Genomic DNA, 15,547 nt, shown 5'->3' on the forward strand with positions numbered 1-15,547 from the left:
AGGACGCCCCGCGGAACTCACAGCCGCGCTCATCGCCTTCCTCCACCAGCCGCTCTGATCGAGGAACAGCGCGCGTGGGCCGTATACGACAAGGGCGGGACCGGAATCCGGTCCCGCCCCACGATCAGTGCGGCTCAGCGGAAGACCACCGTGCGGTTGCCGTCCACCATCACGCGGCTCTCGCTGTGCCACTTCACCGCGTGCGCGAGCACCTGCGCCTCCACGTCCCGCCCTACCGTGACCAGCTCACCGGGGTCGAGCGAGTGGTCCACCCTGACCACGTCCTGATCGATGATCTGGCCCTCGTCGAGGTCCGGCGTCACATAGTGCGCCGTCGCGCCGACGAGCTTCACTCCGCGCGCGTAGGCCTGCTCGTAGGGGCGCGCGCCCTTGAAGCTGGGGAGGAAGGAGTGGTGGATATTGATGGCGCGGCCCTCCAGCTGCTTGCACAGGTCGTCGGAGAGGATCTGCATGTAGCGGGCCAGCACCACCAGGTCGATGTCCAGCTCACGCACGAGCTCCAGCAGCCGCGCCTCGGCGTCCGCCTTGGTCTCCTTGGTCACCGGGATGTGGTGGAAGGGGATGCCGTACGTCTCCGCGAGTCCCTCGAAGTCCCGGTGGTTGGAGACGATCGCGGGGATCTCGATGTTGAGGGCGCCGGTGCGCCGGCGGAAGAGCAGGTCGTTCAGGCAGTGGCCGAACTTGGACACCATGATCAGCGTCCGGGTCGGCGTGGCCGCGTCGCTCAGGGGCCAGGAGATGCCGTAGGCCTGGGCCACGGGACCGAACCGGTAACGCAGTTGTTCCAGCTCGGCGTTTGGATCGGAAACGTCGAAGTGGACCCTCATGAAGAAGCGGCCCTGGAGCCGATCGTCGAACTGCTGGCTTTCCAGGATGTTGCCGGAGTTCCTGACGAGGAAGCCGCTCACGGCGTGGACCAGTCCGGCGCTGTCCGGACAGGAGAGGGTGAGGACGTACTCACGGCCAGATTGCGGTCGAGGGAACTTAGGGGACACGTCGGCCTCCGTCGGTGCGCATTGCACAACATGGTGAGCGATACGCAACATGGTCGGCTCGGTGTTGCTTGTGGTCAAGGGCGGCCGGGTAAGTGATCGCATGGCCAAATCGTCATCGGTCAACCTCTTGACGTCTGTTCGGGCATTCGCCAAGGTGTTCCACCACAAGCAATCCGGTGCACGATGCGCAACGAATTTCGGTTGAAAGGCTCGGCGCGTGGCAGACCTGTATGTGGATGGCGAATGGCGGGACCCGGTGGCCGGTGGGCACCGGGACATCCGATGTCCCGCTGACGGCACGCTCGCGGCGACCGTCTCGGAAGCGACACGCACCGACACCGAGGCGGCGATCGCCGCGGCCCGCCGGGCCTTCGACGAGGGGCCCTGGCCGAGCTCCTCCGAGCGAGAGCGCGGCGCACTGCTGCTGCGCACCGCCGACCTCATCGAGCGCGACGCCAAGGAATTCGCCCGCGCGGAGTCTCTGGACACCGGCAAGCGGCTGGTGGAGAGCGAGTACGACATCGCCGATGTCGTCTCCTGCTTCCGCTACTACGGCGGCCTCGGAGGCACCGACGCCGGCCGGGTGATCGACACCGGCCGCGATGACGCCGTAAGTTGCGTCGTGTATGAGCCGGTTGGCGTGTGCGGACTGATCATCCCTTGGAACTACCCGCTGTTGCAGGCGAGTTGGAAGGTGGCCCCCGCACTCCTCGCCGGCAACACGATCGTCCTCAAGCCCAGTGAGCTCACCCCCTCCACCTCGATCCTGCTGATGAAGGCACTGGAGGAGGCAGGGCTCCCGGCGGGCGCCGCGAACCTCGTCCTGGGCACCGGGTCCGAGGTGGGCGCACCACTGTCCGAGGACCCGGCCGTGGACATGGTCTCCTTCACCGGAGGTCTGGAGACCGGCCAGCGCATCATGGCCACCGCCGCCGCGACCGTGAAGAAGGTCGCGCTGGAGCTCGGCGGCAAGAACCCGAACGTCGTTTTCGCCGACGCCGACTTCGAGACGGCCGTGGACTTCGCCCTCACGGCCGTCTTCCTGCACTCGGGGCAGGTCTGCTCGGCCGGTGCACGGCTGATCGTCGAGGACTCGCTGCACGACCGCTTCGTCGACGAGGTCGTCCGCCGAGCCCGGCACATCCGCCTCGGCGGTCCTTTCGACCCCGAGGCCGAGACCGGAGCACTGATCTCCGCACAGCACCGGGAGAAGGTCGAGGCGTACGTCGCGTCCGGCCTCGCCGAAGGCGCCGTACTGCGCTGCGGCGGCGCACGGCCCGACGACCCCGCGCTGGCGAACGGCCACTACTACCTGCCCACCGTGCTCGACGAGTGCCGGCAGGACATGCGCGTGGTGCACGAGGAGTCGTTCGGGCCGGTGCTCACCGTGGAGCGCTTCACCGACGAGGACGACGCCGTACGCATCGCCAACGACACCGAGTACGGACTCGCCGGAGCCGTGTGGACGCAGGACGCCGGCAAGGCCCAGCGGGTTGCCCGGCGGCTGCGCCACGGCACGGTGTGGATCAACGACTACCACCCCTATGTGCCGCAAGCGGAATGGGGTGGCTTCGGGCATTCGGGTGTGGGCCGGGAGTTGGGACCGACCGGCCTGAACGAGTACCGAGAGCCCAAACACATCTGGCAGAACATCCAACCCCGGCCGCAGCACTGGTTCCGCGGCTGAACGCCGAAAGAAGGTCGAACGTGACCACACAGACCGAGGTGCTGCAGCGGCTCGGCACGCCCCAGGACTCGGGCTCCACCCCGATCATATCCGTGCGCAGGCTGTGGAAGGTGTTCGGGCCGAAGGCCGACCAGGTCCCGGACTCCGAGGAGCTGTGCGGGCTCACCCGCCGCGAGCTCATGGACCGCACCGGATGCACCGCCGCCGTACGCGACGTCCACTTCGACGTCTCGCCCGGTGAGGTCTTCGTCGTCATGGGCCTGTCCGGCTCCGGCAAGTCCACGTTGGTGCGATGTCTGACCCGGCTGATCGAACCCACCGTCGGTGAGGTCGTGTTCGAGGGCGAGGACATCCGCGAGGCGGACGACAAGCGCCTGCGCGACCTGCGGCGCCGGAAGTTCTCCATGGTGTTCCAGCACTTCGGTCTGCTGCCTCACCGCCGCGTCGTCGACAACGTGGCGTTCGGTCTGGAGATCCGCGGCATGGGCAAGGCCGAGCGCACCAGGCGGGCCCAGGAGGTCGTCGAGCTGGTCGGCCTCGCGGGCTATGAGAACTCCTACCCCGACCAGCTGTCCGGCGGTATGCAGCAGCGCGTCGGTCTGGCCCGTGCGCTGGCCGGTGATCCGGACGTGCTCTTCTTCGACGAGCCGTTCTCGGCGCTCGACCCGCTGATCCGCCGCGACATGCAGAACGAGGTCATCCGCCTGCACCACGAGGTCGGCAAGACGATGGTGTTCATCACCCACGACCTCTCCGAGGCCCTCAAGCTGGGCGACCGCATCCTGATCATGCGCGACGGCAAGATGGTCCAGTGCGGCACCGGCGACGAGCTGGTGGGTGCCCCGGCGGACGACTACGTGCGCGAGTTCGTGAAGGACGTGCCGCGCGGCGACGTGCTGACCCTGCGGTGGATCATGCGCCCGCCGGCGGACGGCGACGCCCTGGACGGTCCCGAGCTGGGCCCGGACGTCGTGGTGAAGGAGGCCACCCGGGCGGTGCTCGCGGCCGACAAGCCGGTCAAGGTCGTCGAGAACGGCAAGCTGCTCGGCATCGTCGGCGACGAGGAGATCCTCGTGGTGGTCGCCGGGCAGGAAGGCGGCGCGTGATGACCGTCGCCGTGGAGAAAACAGAGAAACCGGAGAAGACTCAGGCCGTGGAGCAGGCCGCTCCCGCCAAGAGCGTGCGCAAGGTCAGCCGGTCCATGGTGGTGGCGGCGATCCTCGTCGTCTGGCTGGTGCTGTTCCTTGTGCTGCGCGGAAAGCAGACCCTGGCCCTGGCCGCGGCGGACCTGACTGATCTGCACCGGTGGTTCAACGACGTCAACGACTCGATCGGCGCGAACCGCAACTCCAACCCGCTCTTCCTGTACTTCTTCAACGAGATCCGCCTGGTCATCGACTCCCTGGTGACCTTCGTCCAGGAGCTGATCTCACAGCCCTCCGTCGACCGCCCCGTCCCGCAGATCGGCTGGCTGGGTGTCGTCGGCATCGCCGGCTATGTCTCCTGGGCCGTGGGCAACTGGCGGGTCGCGCTGCTGGCGGTGGCCGGCTTCACCTTCCTGGGCCTGCAGGGCCTGTGGCAGGAGAGCATGGACACCCTGGCGCTCACCGTCTCCGCGGTGTTCGTGGCGCTGCTGTTCGCGATCCCGCTGGGTGTGTGGGCGGGGCTGTCCGATCGGGTCAACCGGATCATCACGCCCTTCCTGGACTTCATGCAGACGATGCCGACCTTCGTCTACCTGGCCCCGCTGACCCTCTTCTTCCTCATCGGCCCGGCGTCCGCCACCATCGCCACGCTGATCTATGCGGCTCCGCCCGCGATCCGCATCACCGCGCACGCCATCCGTTCCGTACCGAAGACCACGGTCGAGGCGGCCGACTCGCTGGGTGCCACGCGACGGCAGGCCCTGATGAAGGTTCTGCTGCCGATGTCCAAGCGGACCGTGGTCATGGGCGTGAACCAGACCATCATGGCCGCTCTGGCCATGGTGACCATCGCCGCCTTGATCGACGCGCCCGGCCTCGGCAAGACGGTCGTCCAGGCGCTGCAGTCGCTCGACGTCGGCACGGCCTTCAACGCGGGTCTGGCCATCGTGGTCATGGCCATAGTGCTGGACCGGGTCACCACGGCGGCGAGCGGACGCGAGGAGGCGGCCCGGCGTTCGAAGTACCGCTTTCTGACCTGGCGACGCCCGTTGCTGGGCGTGGGCGCGGCGGTCACGGCTGTCCTGATCTACCTGTCGCACACCTATGTATGGGCGGCGGAGTTCCCCGGCGAGGGAGGCACCGGCAGTGCCGTCTCGAGCGGGGCCGACACCGTGACCACCTGGGCGCAGGACAACCTGTCGGGCATCACCAACGCCTTCCGCGACGCCATCACCAACGGTCTGCTCAACCCGTTCCAGACACTGCTCACCGACTCCCCGTGGTGGCTCGTGGGCGCGGCCCTGATCGCGCTCGGTGTCGTCCTCGGCGGCTGGCGCGCCGGCATCACCACGACGGTGTGCGTGGGACTGCTGGTCGGCACCGGAGTGTGGTCGGACAGCATGACGACGCTGGCGTCGACCGTCGTCGCCACGGTGCTCGTGATGCTGCTCGGCATGGTCTTCGGCGTGTGGATGGGACGCAGCGCGCTCGTGGACCGGATGCTCAGGCCCAGCCTGGACGCGGCACAGGTCATGCCGCCGTTCGTCTATCTCGTGCCGTTCCTCGCGCTGTTCGGCGCGACCCGCTTCACGGCAATCGTCGCCGCCGTCGTCTACGCGGCTCCCGTCGCCATGAAGATCATCGCGGACGGGGTGCGGAACGTGCCCGCCACCACCGTGGAGGCGGCCACCTCCGCCGGGTGCAACACCTGGCAGATCATCACCAAGGTCCAACTGCCGATGGCACGCGGCGCCCTGACTCTCGCCACCAACCAGGGCCTGATCTACGTGCTGTCGATGGTTGTGGTGGGCGGCCTGGTGGGCGCGGGCGCCCTCGGCTACGACGTCGTGGCCGGCTTCTCGCAGGGACAGCTGTACGGGAAGGGGCTCGCCGCGGGGCTGGCCATCGTCCTTCTCGGAGTCATGTTCGACCGGATCACTCAGGCAGCGGCGCGGCGTGCCGGCGCGTAAGGAGCAACTGACCATGGCAGGGCAAGCAAGACAGTGGAGAGTCGGCGCGGCCGGCATAGCGGTCCTCGGCCTCACCCTCACCGCCTGCGGCGGTGCGAAGGTCGGTGACAGTTCCTCGGAGGCCGGCGGCTCGGGCAGCTCCGGCAAGTGCGGCACCTTCAACCTCGCGGTCAACCCGTGGGTGGGGTACGAGGCCAACGCGGCGGTCATCGCCTACGTCGCGGAGAACGACCTCGGCTGCAAGGTCACCAAGAAGGACCTGAAGGAAGAGATCGCCTGGCAGGGCTTCGGGACGGGCGAGGTCGACGCCGTCGTCGAGAACTGGGGCCACGACGACCTGAAGAAGAAGTACATCACCGACCAGAAGACCGCCGTCGACGCCGGCCCGACCGGCAACGAAGGCCTCATCGGCTGGTACGTGCCGCCGTGGCTGGCCAAGGAACACCCGGACATCACCGACTGGAACAACCTCAACAAGTACGCGGCCGAGTTCAAGACGTCCGAGTCCGGCGGCAAGGGCCAACTCCTCGACGGCGACCCGTCGTTCGTGACCAACGACGAGGCCCTGGTGAAGAACCTGAAGCTGGACTACAAGGTCGTGTACGCGGGCAGCGAGACCGCCCTCATCCAGGCCTTCCGCAAGGCGGAGAAGGACAAGGAATGGGTGATCGGCTACTTCTACGAGCCGCAGTGGTTCATGTCCGAGGTACGGCTGGTGAAGGTCAAGCTGCCCGAGTACAAGGCGGGCTGCGACGCCGACGCCGAGAAGGTCAACTGCGACTACCCCGTGTACAAGCTGGACAAGATCGTCAGCGCGAAGTTCGCCGAGTCGGGCAGCCCGGCCTATGACCTGGTGAAGAACTTCACCTGGACGAACGACGACCAGAACGTCGTGGCGAAGTACATCGCGGTGGACAAGATGACCCCCGAGGCGGCGGCGGAGAAATGGGTCGAGGCCAACCGCGACAAGGTGGACGCCTGGCTCAAGTAGCGCCGGAAGTCGGGAGTCGGAAGCCGGTCGGAACATGCCCGGTGGGCGGTGTGCGCGGGGTGCGCACCGCCCACCGGGCATTGCCGTGTTCCGGCCGGTTTTCCGAGGTCGCGGACCCCTTGACACCCACCTGCACGGAAGGCACATTGAGTTGCGCAACCTGAATCAAGTTGCGTAGACAGCAACTGGATCGGCTCGACTGGTTATCAAACCGGAGGTGCGGCGATGGCGGGACCGCGAGTGGTCATCATCGGAGCGGGCGTCGTTGGCGCGGCACTCGCGGACGAGATCTCCGCGCGAGGCTGGACCGAAGTGACCGTGGTCGACCAGGGCCCGCTCCCCGCCACCGGGGGCTCCACCTCGCACGCCCCGGGCCTGGTCTTCCAGACGAACTCCTCCAAGACCATGACCGAGCTGGCCCGCTACACCGTCGAGAAGTTCTGCTCCCTCGATGTCGACGGCAAGCCCTGCTTCCTGCAGGTCGGCGGGCTGGAAGTGGCGACCACCCCCGAGCGTCTCGCGGAGTTGCACCGCCGCCACGGCTGGATCTCCGCCTGGGGCATCGAGTCACGGATCCTGACTCCCGACGAGTGCGTCGAGCAGCACCCGCTGGTCAACCGCGACAAGGTCCTCGGCGGCCTCCTCGTCCCGACGGACGGCCTCGCCAAGGCCGTCCTCGCCGTCGAGGCGCAGATCCGCCGGGCCACCGAGCGCGGCGTGCGCTTCCTGGCCCGCCACGAGGTCCTCGACGTACTGCGGGCCGACGGCGAGGTGACCGGCGTCCTGACCGACCAGGGCGAGATCCCCGCCGACATCGTCGTGTGCTGCGCCGGCATCTGGGGCCCGAAGATCGCCCGCATGGTCGGCATGAACCTGCCGCTCACGCCGCTCGCCCACCAGCTGGCCTGGACCGGCCCCGTCCCGGCCCTGGCCGGCCAGACCGAGGAAGCGGTCCGCCCGATCCTGCGCCACCAGGACGCCGACCTCTACTACCGCGACCGCTTCGACGGCCTGGGCATCGGCTACTACGGCCACCGCGCGATGCCGATCTCCGCCGACGACATCCTCTCCGTGGACGAGGCCGACCAGATGCCGTCGGTCCTGAAGTTCACCGAGGAGGACTTCGAGGACGCCTGGACCGAGACCCAGTCCCTGCTCCCCGCGACCATGGAAGCGAAGGTCGAGGAGGGCATCAACGGCCTGTTCTCCTTCACCACCGACAACTTCCCGCTCCTCGGCGAGTCCCCGGACGTCAAGGGCTTCTGGGTCGCCGAGGCCGTGTGGGTCACCCACTCCGCGGGCGTGGGGCGGGCGATGGCCGAATGGCTGGTCGACGGCCACTGCTCGTCCTTCGACCTGCACGAGTGCGACGTCAACCGCTTCGAGCCGCACCAGCTGTCCCCGGAGTACGTCCTGGCCCGCGACTGCCAGAACTTCGTGGAGGTCTACGACATCCTCCACCCCCTCCAGCCCTCGGGTGACCCGCGTCCGATCCGCACCAGCCCCTTCCACCCTCGCCAGCAGGAGCACGGCGCCTTCTTCCTGGAGGCGAACGGCTGGGAGCGCCCGCAGTGGTACGAGGCCAACGCGTCCCTGGTCGAAGGCCGTAGCATTCCCACCCCCAACGACTGGGCAGCCCAGTACTGGTCTCCCATCGTCGGCGCCGAGGCGCAGGTCACCCGCGAGACCGTCGCGATGTACGACATGACGGCCCTCAAGCGCCTGGAGGTGAGCGGCCCAGGCGCCTCCGCCTTCCTGGAGCGCCTGTGCACCGGCAAGGTCGCCAAGTCCGTCGGCTCGGTCACCTACACCCTGCTCCTCGACCACGACGGTGGCATCCGCAGCGACATCACCGTCGCCCGCCTGGCCCGCGACCTCTTCCAGGTCGGCGCCAACGGCAACCTGGACCTCGACTGGTTCACCCGCCACCTCCCCACCGACGGCACGGTCCAGGTACGTGACATCACCCCCGGCACCTGCTGCATCGGCCTGTGGGGCCCGCTCGCCCGCAAGGTCCTGCAACCCTTGACGGACGAGGACTTCTCCAACGACGGCCTGAAGTACTTCCGCGCCAAGCGCGCCTACATCGGCTCGGTGCCCGTCACCGCAATGCGCCTGAGTTACGTCGGTGAGCTCGGCTGGGAGCTCTACACCACCGCCGACCAGGGCCTGAAGCTGTGGGACACCCTGTGGCAGGCGGCGGGGCCCCTCGGCGGCGTCATCGCCGGCCGCGGCGCCTTCAACAGCCTCCGGCTGGAGAAGGGCTACCGCTCCTTCGGCACCGACATGACCTACGAGCACGACCCCTACGAGGCCGGCGTCGGTTTCGCCGTCAAGCTCGACAAGAACGACTTCATCGGCAAGGCCGCGCTGGAGCGCCGTAAGGAAAACGTGCGGCGCAAGCTGACCTGCCTCACCATCGACGACCCGCGGTCGGTGGTCATGGGCAAGGAGCCGGTGTACGACGGGGACCGTGCGGTCGGCTACGTCACCAGCGCCGCCTATGGCTACACGATCGGCAAGGGCATCGCCTACGCCTGGCTCCCGGCCGAGCTCACCGCCCCCGGCACGACCGTGCACATCGGCTACTTCGACCAGCGCGTCGAGGCGGTCGTCGCCGAGGAGCCCCTGTTCGACCCCACCATGTCTCGCCTCCGTGGCTGACACCCAGAGTCGACTCCGAGGGAAGGAACACCGCCGGTGAACGCACAGCTGCTCGACGGCAAGGCGACCGCCGCCGACATCCGCCGCGAACTCGGGGAGCGCGTAGCCAAGTTGACGGCCACCGTCGGCCGCCCGCCGGGCCTGGGCACCGTGCTGGTCGGCGACGACCCGGGCAGTCACGCCTACGTCGCCGGAAAGCACCGCGACTGCGCCCAGGTGGGCATCGCGTCCATCCGCCGGGACCTGCCCGCCGACGCGTCGCAGCAGCAGGTCGAGGAGACGATCGACGAGCTCAACACCGACCCGGCCTGCACCGGCTACATCGTCCAGCTCCCGCTCCCGCGCCACCTGGACGCCAACGCCGTACTGGAACGCATGGACCCGGCCAAGGACGCCGACGGACTGCACCCTGTCAACCTCGGCCGACTCGCCCTGGGCGTCGAGGCCCCGCTGCCGTGCACCCCGCGCGGCATCGTCGAACTGCTCCGCCGCCACGACGTACCCCTCGCCGGGGCGCGGGTGTGTGTGATCGGCCGGGGCATCACGGTCGGTCGCCCCATCGGCCTCCTCCTCACCCGCCGCTCCGAGAACGCCACCGTGACTCTGTGCCACACCGGCACCAAGGGCCTGGCCTGGCACGTACGCGAGGCCGACATCGTCATCGCGGCCGCCGGCTCACCCGGCCTGGTCACCAAGGACATGCTGTGCCCCGGCGCGGCGGTCCTGGACGTAGGCATCACCCGCGCCGACCAGGGGCTGGTCGGCGATGTGCACCCGGACGCCGCCCAGGTCGCCGGATGGCTCGCCCCCATGCCCGGGGGCGTGGGACCCATGACGCGGGCCATGCTGCTCGCCAACGTCGTCGAGGCCGCCGAGAGGAACGCCACCGCCGCATGAACGCTCCAGTCCCCAAGTACCCGCAGTATCCGCACCTTTCAGAAGACGGAGACGTCCGATGAGCCCCCGCACCCCCGGCGCCGACCTCCCCGACCACCCCGACTGGCTGTGGCGTACGCCCGAGCCCAAGCGGTCGTACGACGTAGTGATCGTCGGCGGTGGCGGTCACGGCCTGGCCACCGCCCACTACCTGGCGAAGAACCACGGCATCACGAACGTCGCCGTGCTGGAGAAGGGCTGGCTCGCGGGCGGCAACATGGCCCGCAACACCACGATCATCCGCTCCAACTACCTGTGGGACGAGAGCGCCGGCATCTACGAGCACGCGCTCAAGCTGTGGGAGGGACTGGCGGAGGAGCTCGACTACCCGATCCTCTTCTCCCAGCGCGGCGTGCTGAACCTCGCGCACAGCCTGCAGGACGTCCGCGACAGTGTGCGCCGCGTGGAGGCGAACCGCCTCAACGGCGTGGACGCGGAGTGGCTCGACGCGGACGGCGTCAAGGAAGTCTGCCCGATCGTCAACATCTCCCCGGACGTGCGCTACCCGGTCCTGGGCGCCACCTACCAGCCACGCGCCGGCATCGCCAAGCACGACCACGTCGCCTGGGGCCTGGCCCGCTCCGCGGACGCCGCAGGCATCGACATCATCCAGAACTGCGAGGTCACCGGCCTGGACGTGGTCGGCAACCGAGTGGTCGGAGTCCAGACCAACCTCGGCCCCATCGCCGCCGGCAAGGTGGCGCTCTGCTCGGCGGGCCACACCTCGGTCCTCGCCGCGATGGCGGGCATCGAACTCCCCCTCCAGAGCCACCCGTTGCAGGCGCTCGTGTCGGAGCTGCTGGAGCCCGTGCACCCGACCGTCGTCATGTCCAACGCGGTCCACGTGTACGTCAGCCAGGCCCACAAGGGCGAGCTGGTCATGGGGGCGGGCATCGACGCCTACAACTCCTACACCCAGCGCGGCGCCTTCCACATCATCGAAGAGCAGATGTCGGCGGCCCTGGAACTGTTCCCCGTCTTCGCCCGCGCCCACGTCCTGCGCACCTGGGGCGGCATCGTGGACGTCAGCCCCGACGCCTCGCCGATCATCGGGCTCACCCCCGTCGACAACCTCTACCTCAACTGCGGATGGGGAACGGGCGGTTTCAAGGCCACCCCGGGCGTCGGCTGGGTCTACGCCCACACCATCGCCCACGACACCCCGCACGCTCTCAACGCCCCCTTCTCGCTCGACCGTTTCACCACCGGCGCGCTCGTCGACGAGCACGGCGCGGCCGCGGTGGCCCACTAGGGAGCCGATCCATGCTGCTCATCCCCTGCCCGTGGTGCGGGCCCCGCGACGAGGCCGAGTTCCACTACGGCGGCCAGGCCCACGTGCCGTATCCGGAGGACCCGGCGTCCCTCAGCGACGAGGAGTGGGCCCGGTACCTGTTCTTCCGCGACAACCTGAAGGGCCCCTTCGCCGAGCGCTGGAGCCACGCGGCGGGCTGCCGCCGGTGGTTCAACGCGGTGCGGGACACTTCGACGAACGAGATCTTGACGGTGTACAGGTCGGGAGAGGAACGCCCGGTAACCATTGAGCCGAGGCCGGCTGTCTCAGCCCGTCCGGCGTTTGAGGACAAGGCCCTTTCGGGGCCGACGGGGGTCCAGGGGGCAGAGCCCCCTGGCAGGGTCGAAGGGGCGGAGCCCCTTCAGGATGGGACGGGTAGGGGCGGCGGGGGCGAGACTCAGCCGTTCCGCCACACCACCCGCGGCCGAATCGACCGCGACACCCCCCTCACCTTCATCTTCGACGGCACCGAATACCGAGGCTACCGAGGCGACACCCTCGCCTCCGCCCTCCTCGCGAACGGCGTCATCCAGGCCGGCACCAGCATCAAGTTCGGCCGCCCCCGCGGCATCTTCTCCGCCGGTGTGGAGGAGCCCAACGCGGTCGTCCAGATCGAGGCCCCGTTCCCCGAGCCGATGCTCCCCGCGACGACGGTCGAGCTCTACGACGGCCTCGTGGCAACCAGCCTCCCCGGCCAGGGCCGCCTCGCCACCGAACCGGACCCCGCCCGCTACGACGCCGTACACGCCCACTGCGACCTGCTGGTCGTCGGCGCGGGCCCGGCCGGCCTCGCGGCCGCGGCGGCAGCAGCAAAGAGCGGCGCGCGCGTCATCCTCGCCGACGACCAGCCGGAGCTGGGCGGCAGCCTCCTTGGCACGGCCGAACACCTCGACTGGGTGCAGAAGATCACCGGGCAGCTCGACACCGCCCCCGAGGTCCGCGTCCTGCGCCGTACCACCGTCTTCGGCTACTACGACGACAACCACCTCCTCGCCGTCGAGCGCCGTACCAACCACCTCGGCGCCGAGGCCCCCGAGAACGTCTCCCGCGAACGCGTCTGGCGCATCCGCGCCCGCCGCGTCGTCCTCGCCACCGGCGCCCACGAGCGCTCGCTGGCCTTCGCGGACAACGACCGCCCCGGAGTGATGCTGGCCTCCTCGGCCCGCACGCACGTCAACCGCCACGGCGTCCTGCCCGGCCGCCACGCGGTCGTCTTCACCACCAACGACAGCGCCTACGCCGCGGCGCTGGACCTCACCACGGCGGGCCTGGCCATCACGGCGATCGTCGACACGCGCCCCGAACCGGGGGAGTGGGCGGAGCGTGCGAGGGCGGCCGGCATCGAAGTCCTGCCCGACCACGCCGTCACCGGCACGGAAGGCGACACGCGCCTCACCGCCGTGACCGTCGCCCCGTACGGAGAGTCCGCGGGGCAGCGGCAGTTCGCCGCCGACCTGCTGCTGGTCTCCGGCGGCTGGAACCCGGTGGCGCACCTGTTCAGCCAGTCGGGCGGCAAGCTGCGCTACGACGAGACGCTGGGCTCCTTCGTGCCCGACACCTGCCACCAGGCGGTCGAGGTCGTGGGCAGTGCGAGCGGCGTCCTCGACCCGGCTGCCGTCCTGGCACAGGGCGCGGCCGCCGGTGCCCGCGCCGTCGAAGCCGAGGGATACCCGCCCGAGGCCCCCCGCCTCCCGGCGGTGCCTGCTCAGCCACGGCTGACGCCCCCCATGCATGTGTACGTCGTCCCGGGCACCCCCGACGCCCCCCGTTTCGTCGACCTCCAACGCGACGTCACCGTCGACGACCTGGCCCGCGCGACCGGCGCCGGTCTGCGCTCGGTCGAGCACACCAAGCGCTACACCACGGCCGGCACCGCCAACGACCAGGGCAAGACCTCCGGTGTCCTGGCCAGCGGCGTCGTCGCCGAGCTGCTCGGCGTGGACATCTCCGCGCTCGGCACGACGACGTTCCGCCCGCCCTACACCCCGGTCTCCTTCGCCGCCCTCGCGGGCCGCGACCGAGGCGCGCTGAGTGACCCGATCCGCACGACCGCCATCCACGAGTGGCATGTCGCGCACGGCGCCCTGTTCGAGAACGTCGGCCAGTGGAAGCGCCCCTGGTACTACCCGCAGGACGGCGAGGACATGGAGACCGCCGTGCTGCGCGAGTGCCGGGCGACCCGCGAGAGCGTGGGCTTCATGGACGCCTCAACTCTCGGCAAGATCGACGTCCAGGGCCCGGACGCCGGCGTCTTCCTCGACCGGCTCTACACCAACATGATGAGCACCCTGAAGGTCGGCATGATCCGCTACGGCGTGATGTGCCGCCCGGACGGCATGGTCTTCGACGACGGCACGGTCATCCGCGTCGCCCAGGACCGTTTCCTGGTCACCGCGACGACGGGCAACGCGGCCACGGTCCTGGACTGGATGGAGGAGTGGCTCCAGACGGAGTGGCCCGAGCTGAAGGTCCACTGCACGTCCGTGACCGAGCAGTGGGCCACGGTCGCCCTGGTCGGTCCGAAGTCCCGCGAGGTGCTCGGCTCGCTCGCGCCCCAACTCGCCGTCGCCAACGACGACTTCCCGTTCATGGCATGGCGCGAGACGACCGTCGCGGGCATCGAGGCCAGGGTGTGCCGGATCAGCTTCTCCGGAGAACTCGCCTACGAGATCAACGTGTCACCGTGGGAGGCCCTCGCCCTCTGGGAGGCCGTGTACGAGGCCGGCGCCCCGTACGGCATCACCCCGTACGGCACGGAGACCATGCACGTCCTGCGCGCCGAGAAGGGCTACCCGATCATCGGCCAGGACACCGACGGCACCGTCACCCCGCAGGATCTCGGCATGAGTTGGGTGGTGTCGAAGAAGAAGCCCGACTTCATCGGCAAGCGGTCCTACGCCCGTGCCGACACCGCCCGCCCCGACCGCAAGCACCTGGTTGGTCTGCTGCCCGAGGATCCGGGCACCTTCCTCCCGGAGGGCACCCACCTGGTGGCCGACGGCATACTGCCTGCGCCGCCCGTCCCGATGCTCGGCCATGTCACCTCCAGCTACCGCAGCGCGGCCCTCGGCCGGACCTTCGCCCTGGCCCTGATCAAGGGCGGCCGGGACCGCATCGGCGAGCGGCTGTACGCCCCCGTGGGCGACCAACTGGTCCCGGTGACCGTCGCAAGCCCCGTCCTCTACGACCCCGAGGGAGCCCGCCGCGATGGCTGACAACGCCCTGACCGCCCCGCTCCGCAGCCCTCTGTCGCACGTCGCGGATCACCTGGCCGCCGCGACACGCACGTCCAGGGGTGCGATCCGGCTGGCCGAACTCCCCTTCCTGGCCCAGATCAACGTGCGCCTCGACGCCAAGGGGGCGGCGGCGGAAGCCGTCGGGCTCGCACTGGACCTCCAACTGCCCCTCCAGCCGAACACCGTCGTACGCGCGGGGGAGTTGACCGCGCTGTGGCTCGGTCCGGACGAGTGGCTGCTGGTCGGACCGCCGGGGAGGGAACGGGACCTGGAGAGCCGGATCCGGGAGGCCGCGGAAGACGAGCCGGTCTCGGTCACCGACGTCTCCGCCCAGCGCACCACGCTCCTCATGACGGGCCCCCGCGCCCACGACCTGCTGGCCCACGGTTGCCCGCTGGACCTGCATCCGCGGGCCTTCGGGCCTGGGCGCTGCGCCCAGACGACACTGGGCCGCACGCAGGTGGTCCTGGTCGCCCGGGGCGAACCCAGGGCCGGATTCTGGGTGCTGGTCCGCTCGTCCTTCGCCGGCTATCTGGCGGACTGGTTGCTCGACGCGGCGACGGAGTACATCTGAGCGACCACGATGGCGTTGCCCCCCCGTCGCTCCGCAC

10 protein-coding genes are annotated in these 15,547 nt (G+C 69.5%); 9 read left to right on the top strand and 1 reads right to left on the bottom strand.

What is annotated here, in order from left to right:
• Positions 1-134 precede the first annotated feature (134 nt).
• On the bottom strand, positions 135-1,016 hold the full coding sequence (gene purU, locus ACFV7R_RS31350; RefSeq protein WP_385269467.1) for a formyltetrahydrofolate deformylase: 882 nt from the start codon (positions 1,014-1,016) through the stop codon (positions 135-137).
• Positions 1,017-1,233: 217 nt separating this feature from the next.
• Between purU and ACFV7R_RS31355 the strand changes: the two genes are divergently transcribed.
• The 9 genes from ACFV7R_RS31355 (at position 1,234) to ACFV7R_RS31395 (ending at position 15,510) form a co-directional block, all read left to right on the top strand.
• The gene (locus ACFV7R_RS31355; RefSeq protein WP_385269469.1) at positions 1,234-2,703 is read left to right on the top strand and encodes an aldehyde dehydrogenase family protein; all 1,470 of its coding nucleotides are present in this window, start codon (positions 1,234-1,236) and stop codon (positions 2,701-2,703) included.
• 20 nt (positions 2,704-2,723) lie between these two features.
• Entirely contained in the window at positions 2,724-3,809 is a 1,086-nt protein-coding gene (locus tag ACFV7R_RS31360; RefSeq protein WP_385269470.1) for a glycine betaine/L-proline ABC transporter ATP-binding protein, read from the top strand.
• On the top strand, positions 3,809-5,818 hold the full coding sequence (locus tag ACFV7R_RS31365) for an ABC transporter permease (protein ID WP_385269471.1): 2,010 nt from the start codon (positions 3,809-3,811) through the stop codon (positions 5,816-5,818). The genes ACFV7R_RS31360 and ACFV7R_RS31365 overlap by 1 nt, the downstream gene beginning before the upstream one ends.
• A gap of 13 nt (positions 5,819-5,831) precedes the next feature.
• The gene (locus tag ACFV7R_RS31370; protein ID WP_385269473.1) at positions 5,832-6,809 is read left to right on the top strand and encodes an ABC transporter substrate-binding protein; all 978 of its coding nucleotides are present in this window, start codon (positions 5,832-5,834) and stop codon (positions 6,807-6,809) included.
• Between the two features lie 225 nt (positions 6,810-7,034).
• Positions 7,035-9,473 (top strand): FAD-dependent oxidoreductase, encoded by a 2,439-nt coding sequence (locus tag ACFV7R_RS31375; protein WP_385269475.1) that lies wholly within the window; start codon positions 7,035-7,037, stop codon positions 9,471-9,473.
• 36 nt (positions 9,474-9,509) lie between these two features.
• Positions 9,510-10,370 (top strand): bifunctional methylenetetrahydrofolate dehydrogenase/methenyltetrahydrofolate cyclohydrolase, encoded by an 861-nt coding sequence (locus ACFV7R_RS31380; protein WP_385269477.1) that lies wholly within the window; start codon positions 9,510-9,512, stop codon positions 10,368-10,370.
• A 58-nt stretch (positions 10,371-10,428) separates the two neighbouring features.
• Positions 10,429-11,661 carry a sarcosine oxidase subunit beta family protein gene (locus tag ACFV7R_RS31385; protein WP_385269479.1) on the top strand — a complete coding sequence of 411 codons (1,233 nt, stop codon included), beginning with the start codon at positions 10,429-10,431 and terminating at the stop codon, positions 11,659-11,661.
• 11 nt (positions 11,662-11,672) lie between these two features.
• On the top strand, positions 11,673-14,915 hold the full coding sequence (locus ACFV7R_RS31390; RefSeq protein WP_385269481.1) for a sarcosine oxidase subunit alpha family protein: 3,243 nt from the start codon (positions 11,673-11,675) through the stop codon (positions 14,913-14,915).
• The gene (locus ACFV7R_RS31395; protein WP_385269483.1) at positions 14,908-15,510 is read left to right on the top strand and encodes a sarcosine oxidase subunit gamma; all 603 of its coding nucleotides are present in this window, start codon (positions 14,908-14,910) and stop codon (positions 15,508-15,510) included. Before ACFV7R_RS31390 ends, ACFV7R_RS31395 begins: the two co-directional genes overlap by 8 nt.
• Positions 15,511-15,547: the final 37 nt, after the last annotated feature.

Source organism: Streptomyces sp. NPDC059866, from assembly GCF_042731325.1.
GTDB lineage: Bacteria > Actinomycetota > Actinomycetes > Streptomycetales > Streptomycetaceae > Streptomyces > Streptomyces flavusporus.

Coding starts and splice junctions, on each gene's coding strand:
- ACFV7R_RS31385 (WP_385269479.1), top strand. CDS start 10,429: ATGAGCCCCCGCACCCCCGGCGCCGACCTCCCCGACCACCCCGACTGG.
- ACFV7R_RS31395 (WP_385269483.1), top strand. CDS start 14,908: ATGGCTGACAACGCCCTGACCGCCCCGCTCCGCAGCCCTCTGTCGCAC.
- ACFV7R_RS31370 (WP_385269473.1), top strand. CDS start 5,832: ATGGCAGGGCAAGCAAGACAGTGGAGAGTCGGCGCGGCCGGCATAGCG.
- ACFV7R_RS31365 (WP_385269471.1), top strand. CDS start 3,809: ATGACCGTCGCCGTGGAGAAAACAGAGAAACCGGAGAAGACTCAGGCC.
- ACFV7R_RS31375 (WP_385269475.1), top strand. CDS start 7,035: ATGGCGGGACCGCGAGTGGTCATCATCGGAGCGGGCGTCGTTGGCGCG.
- ACFV7R_RS31390 (WP_385269481.1), top strand. CDS start 11,673: ATGCTGCTCATCCCCTGCCCGTGGTGCGGGCCCCGCGACGAGGCCGAG.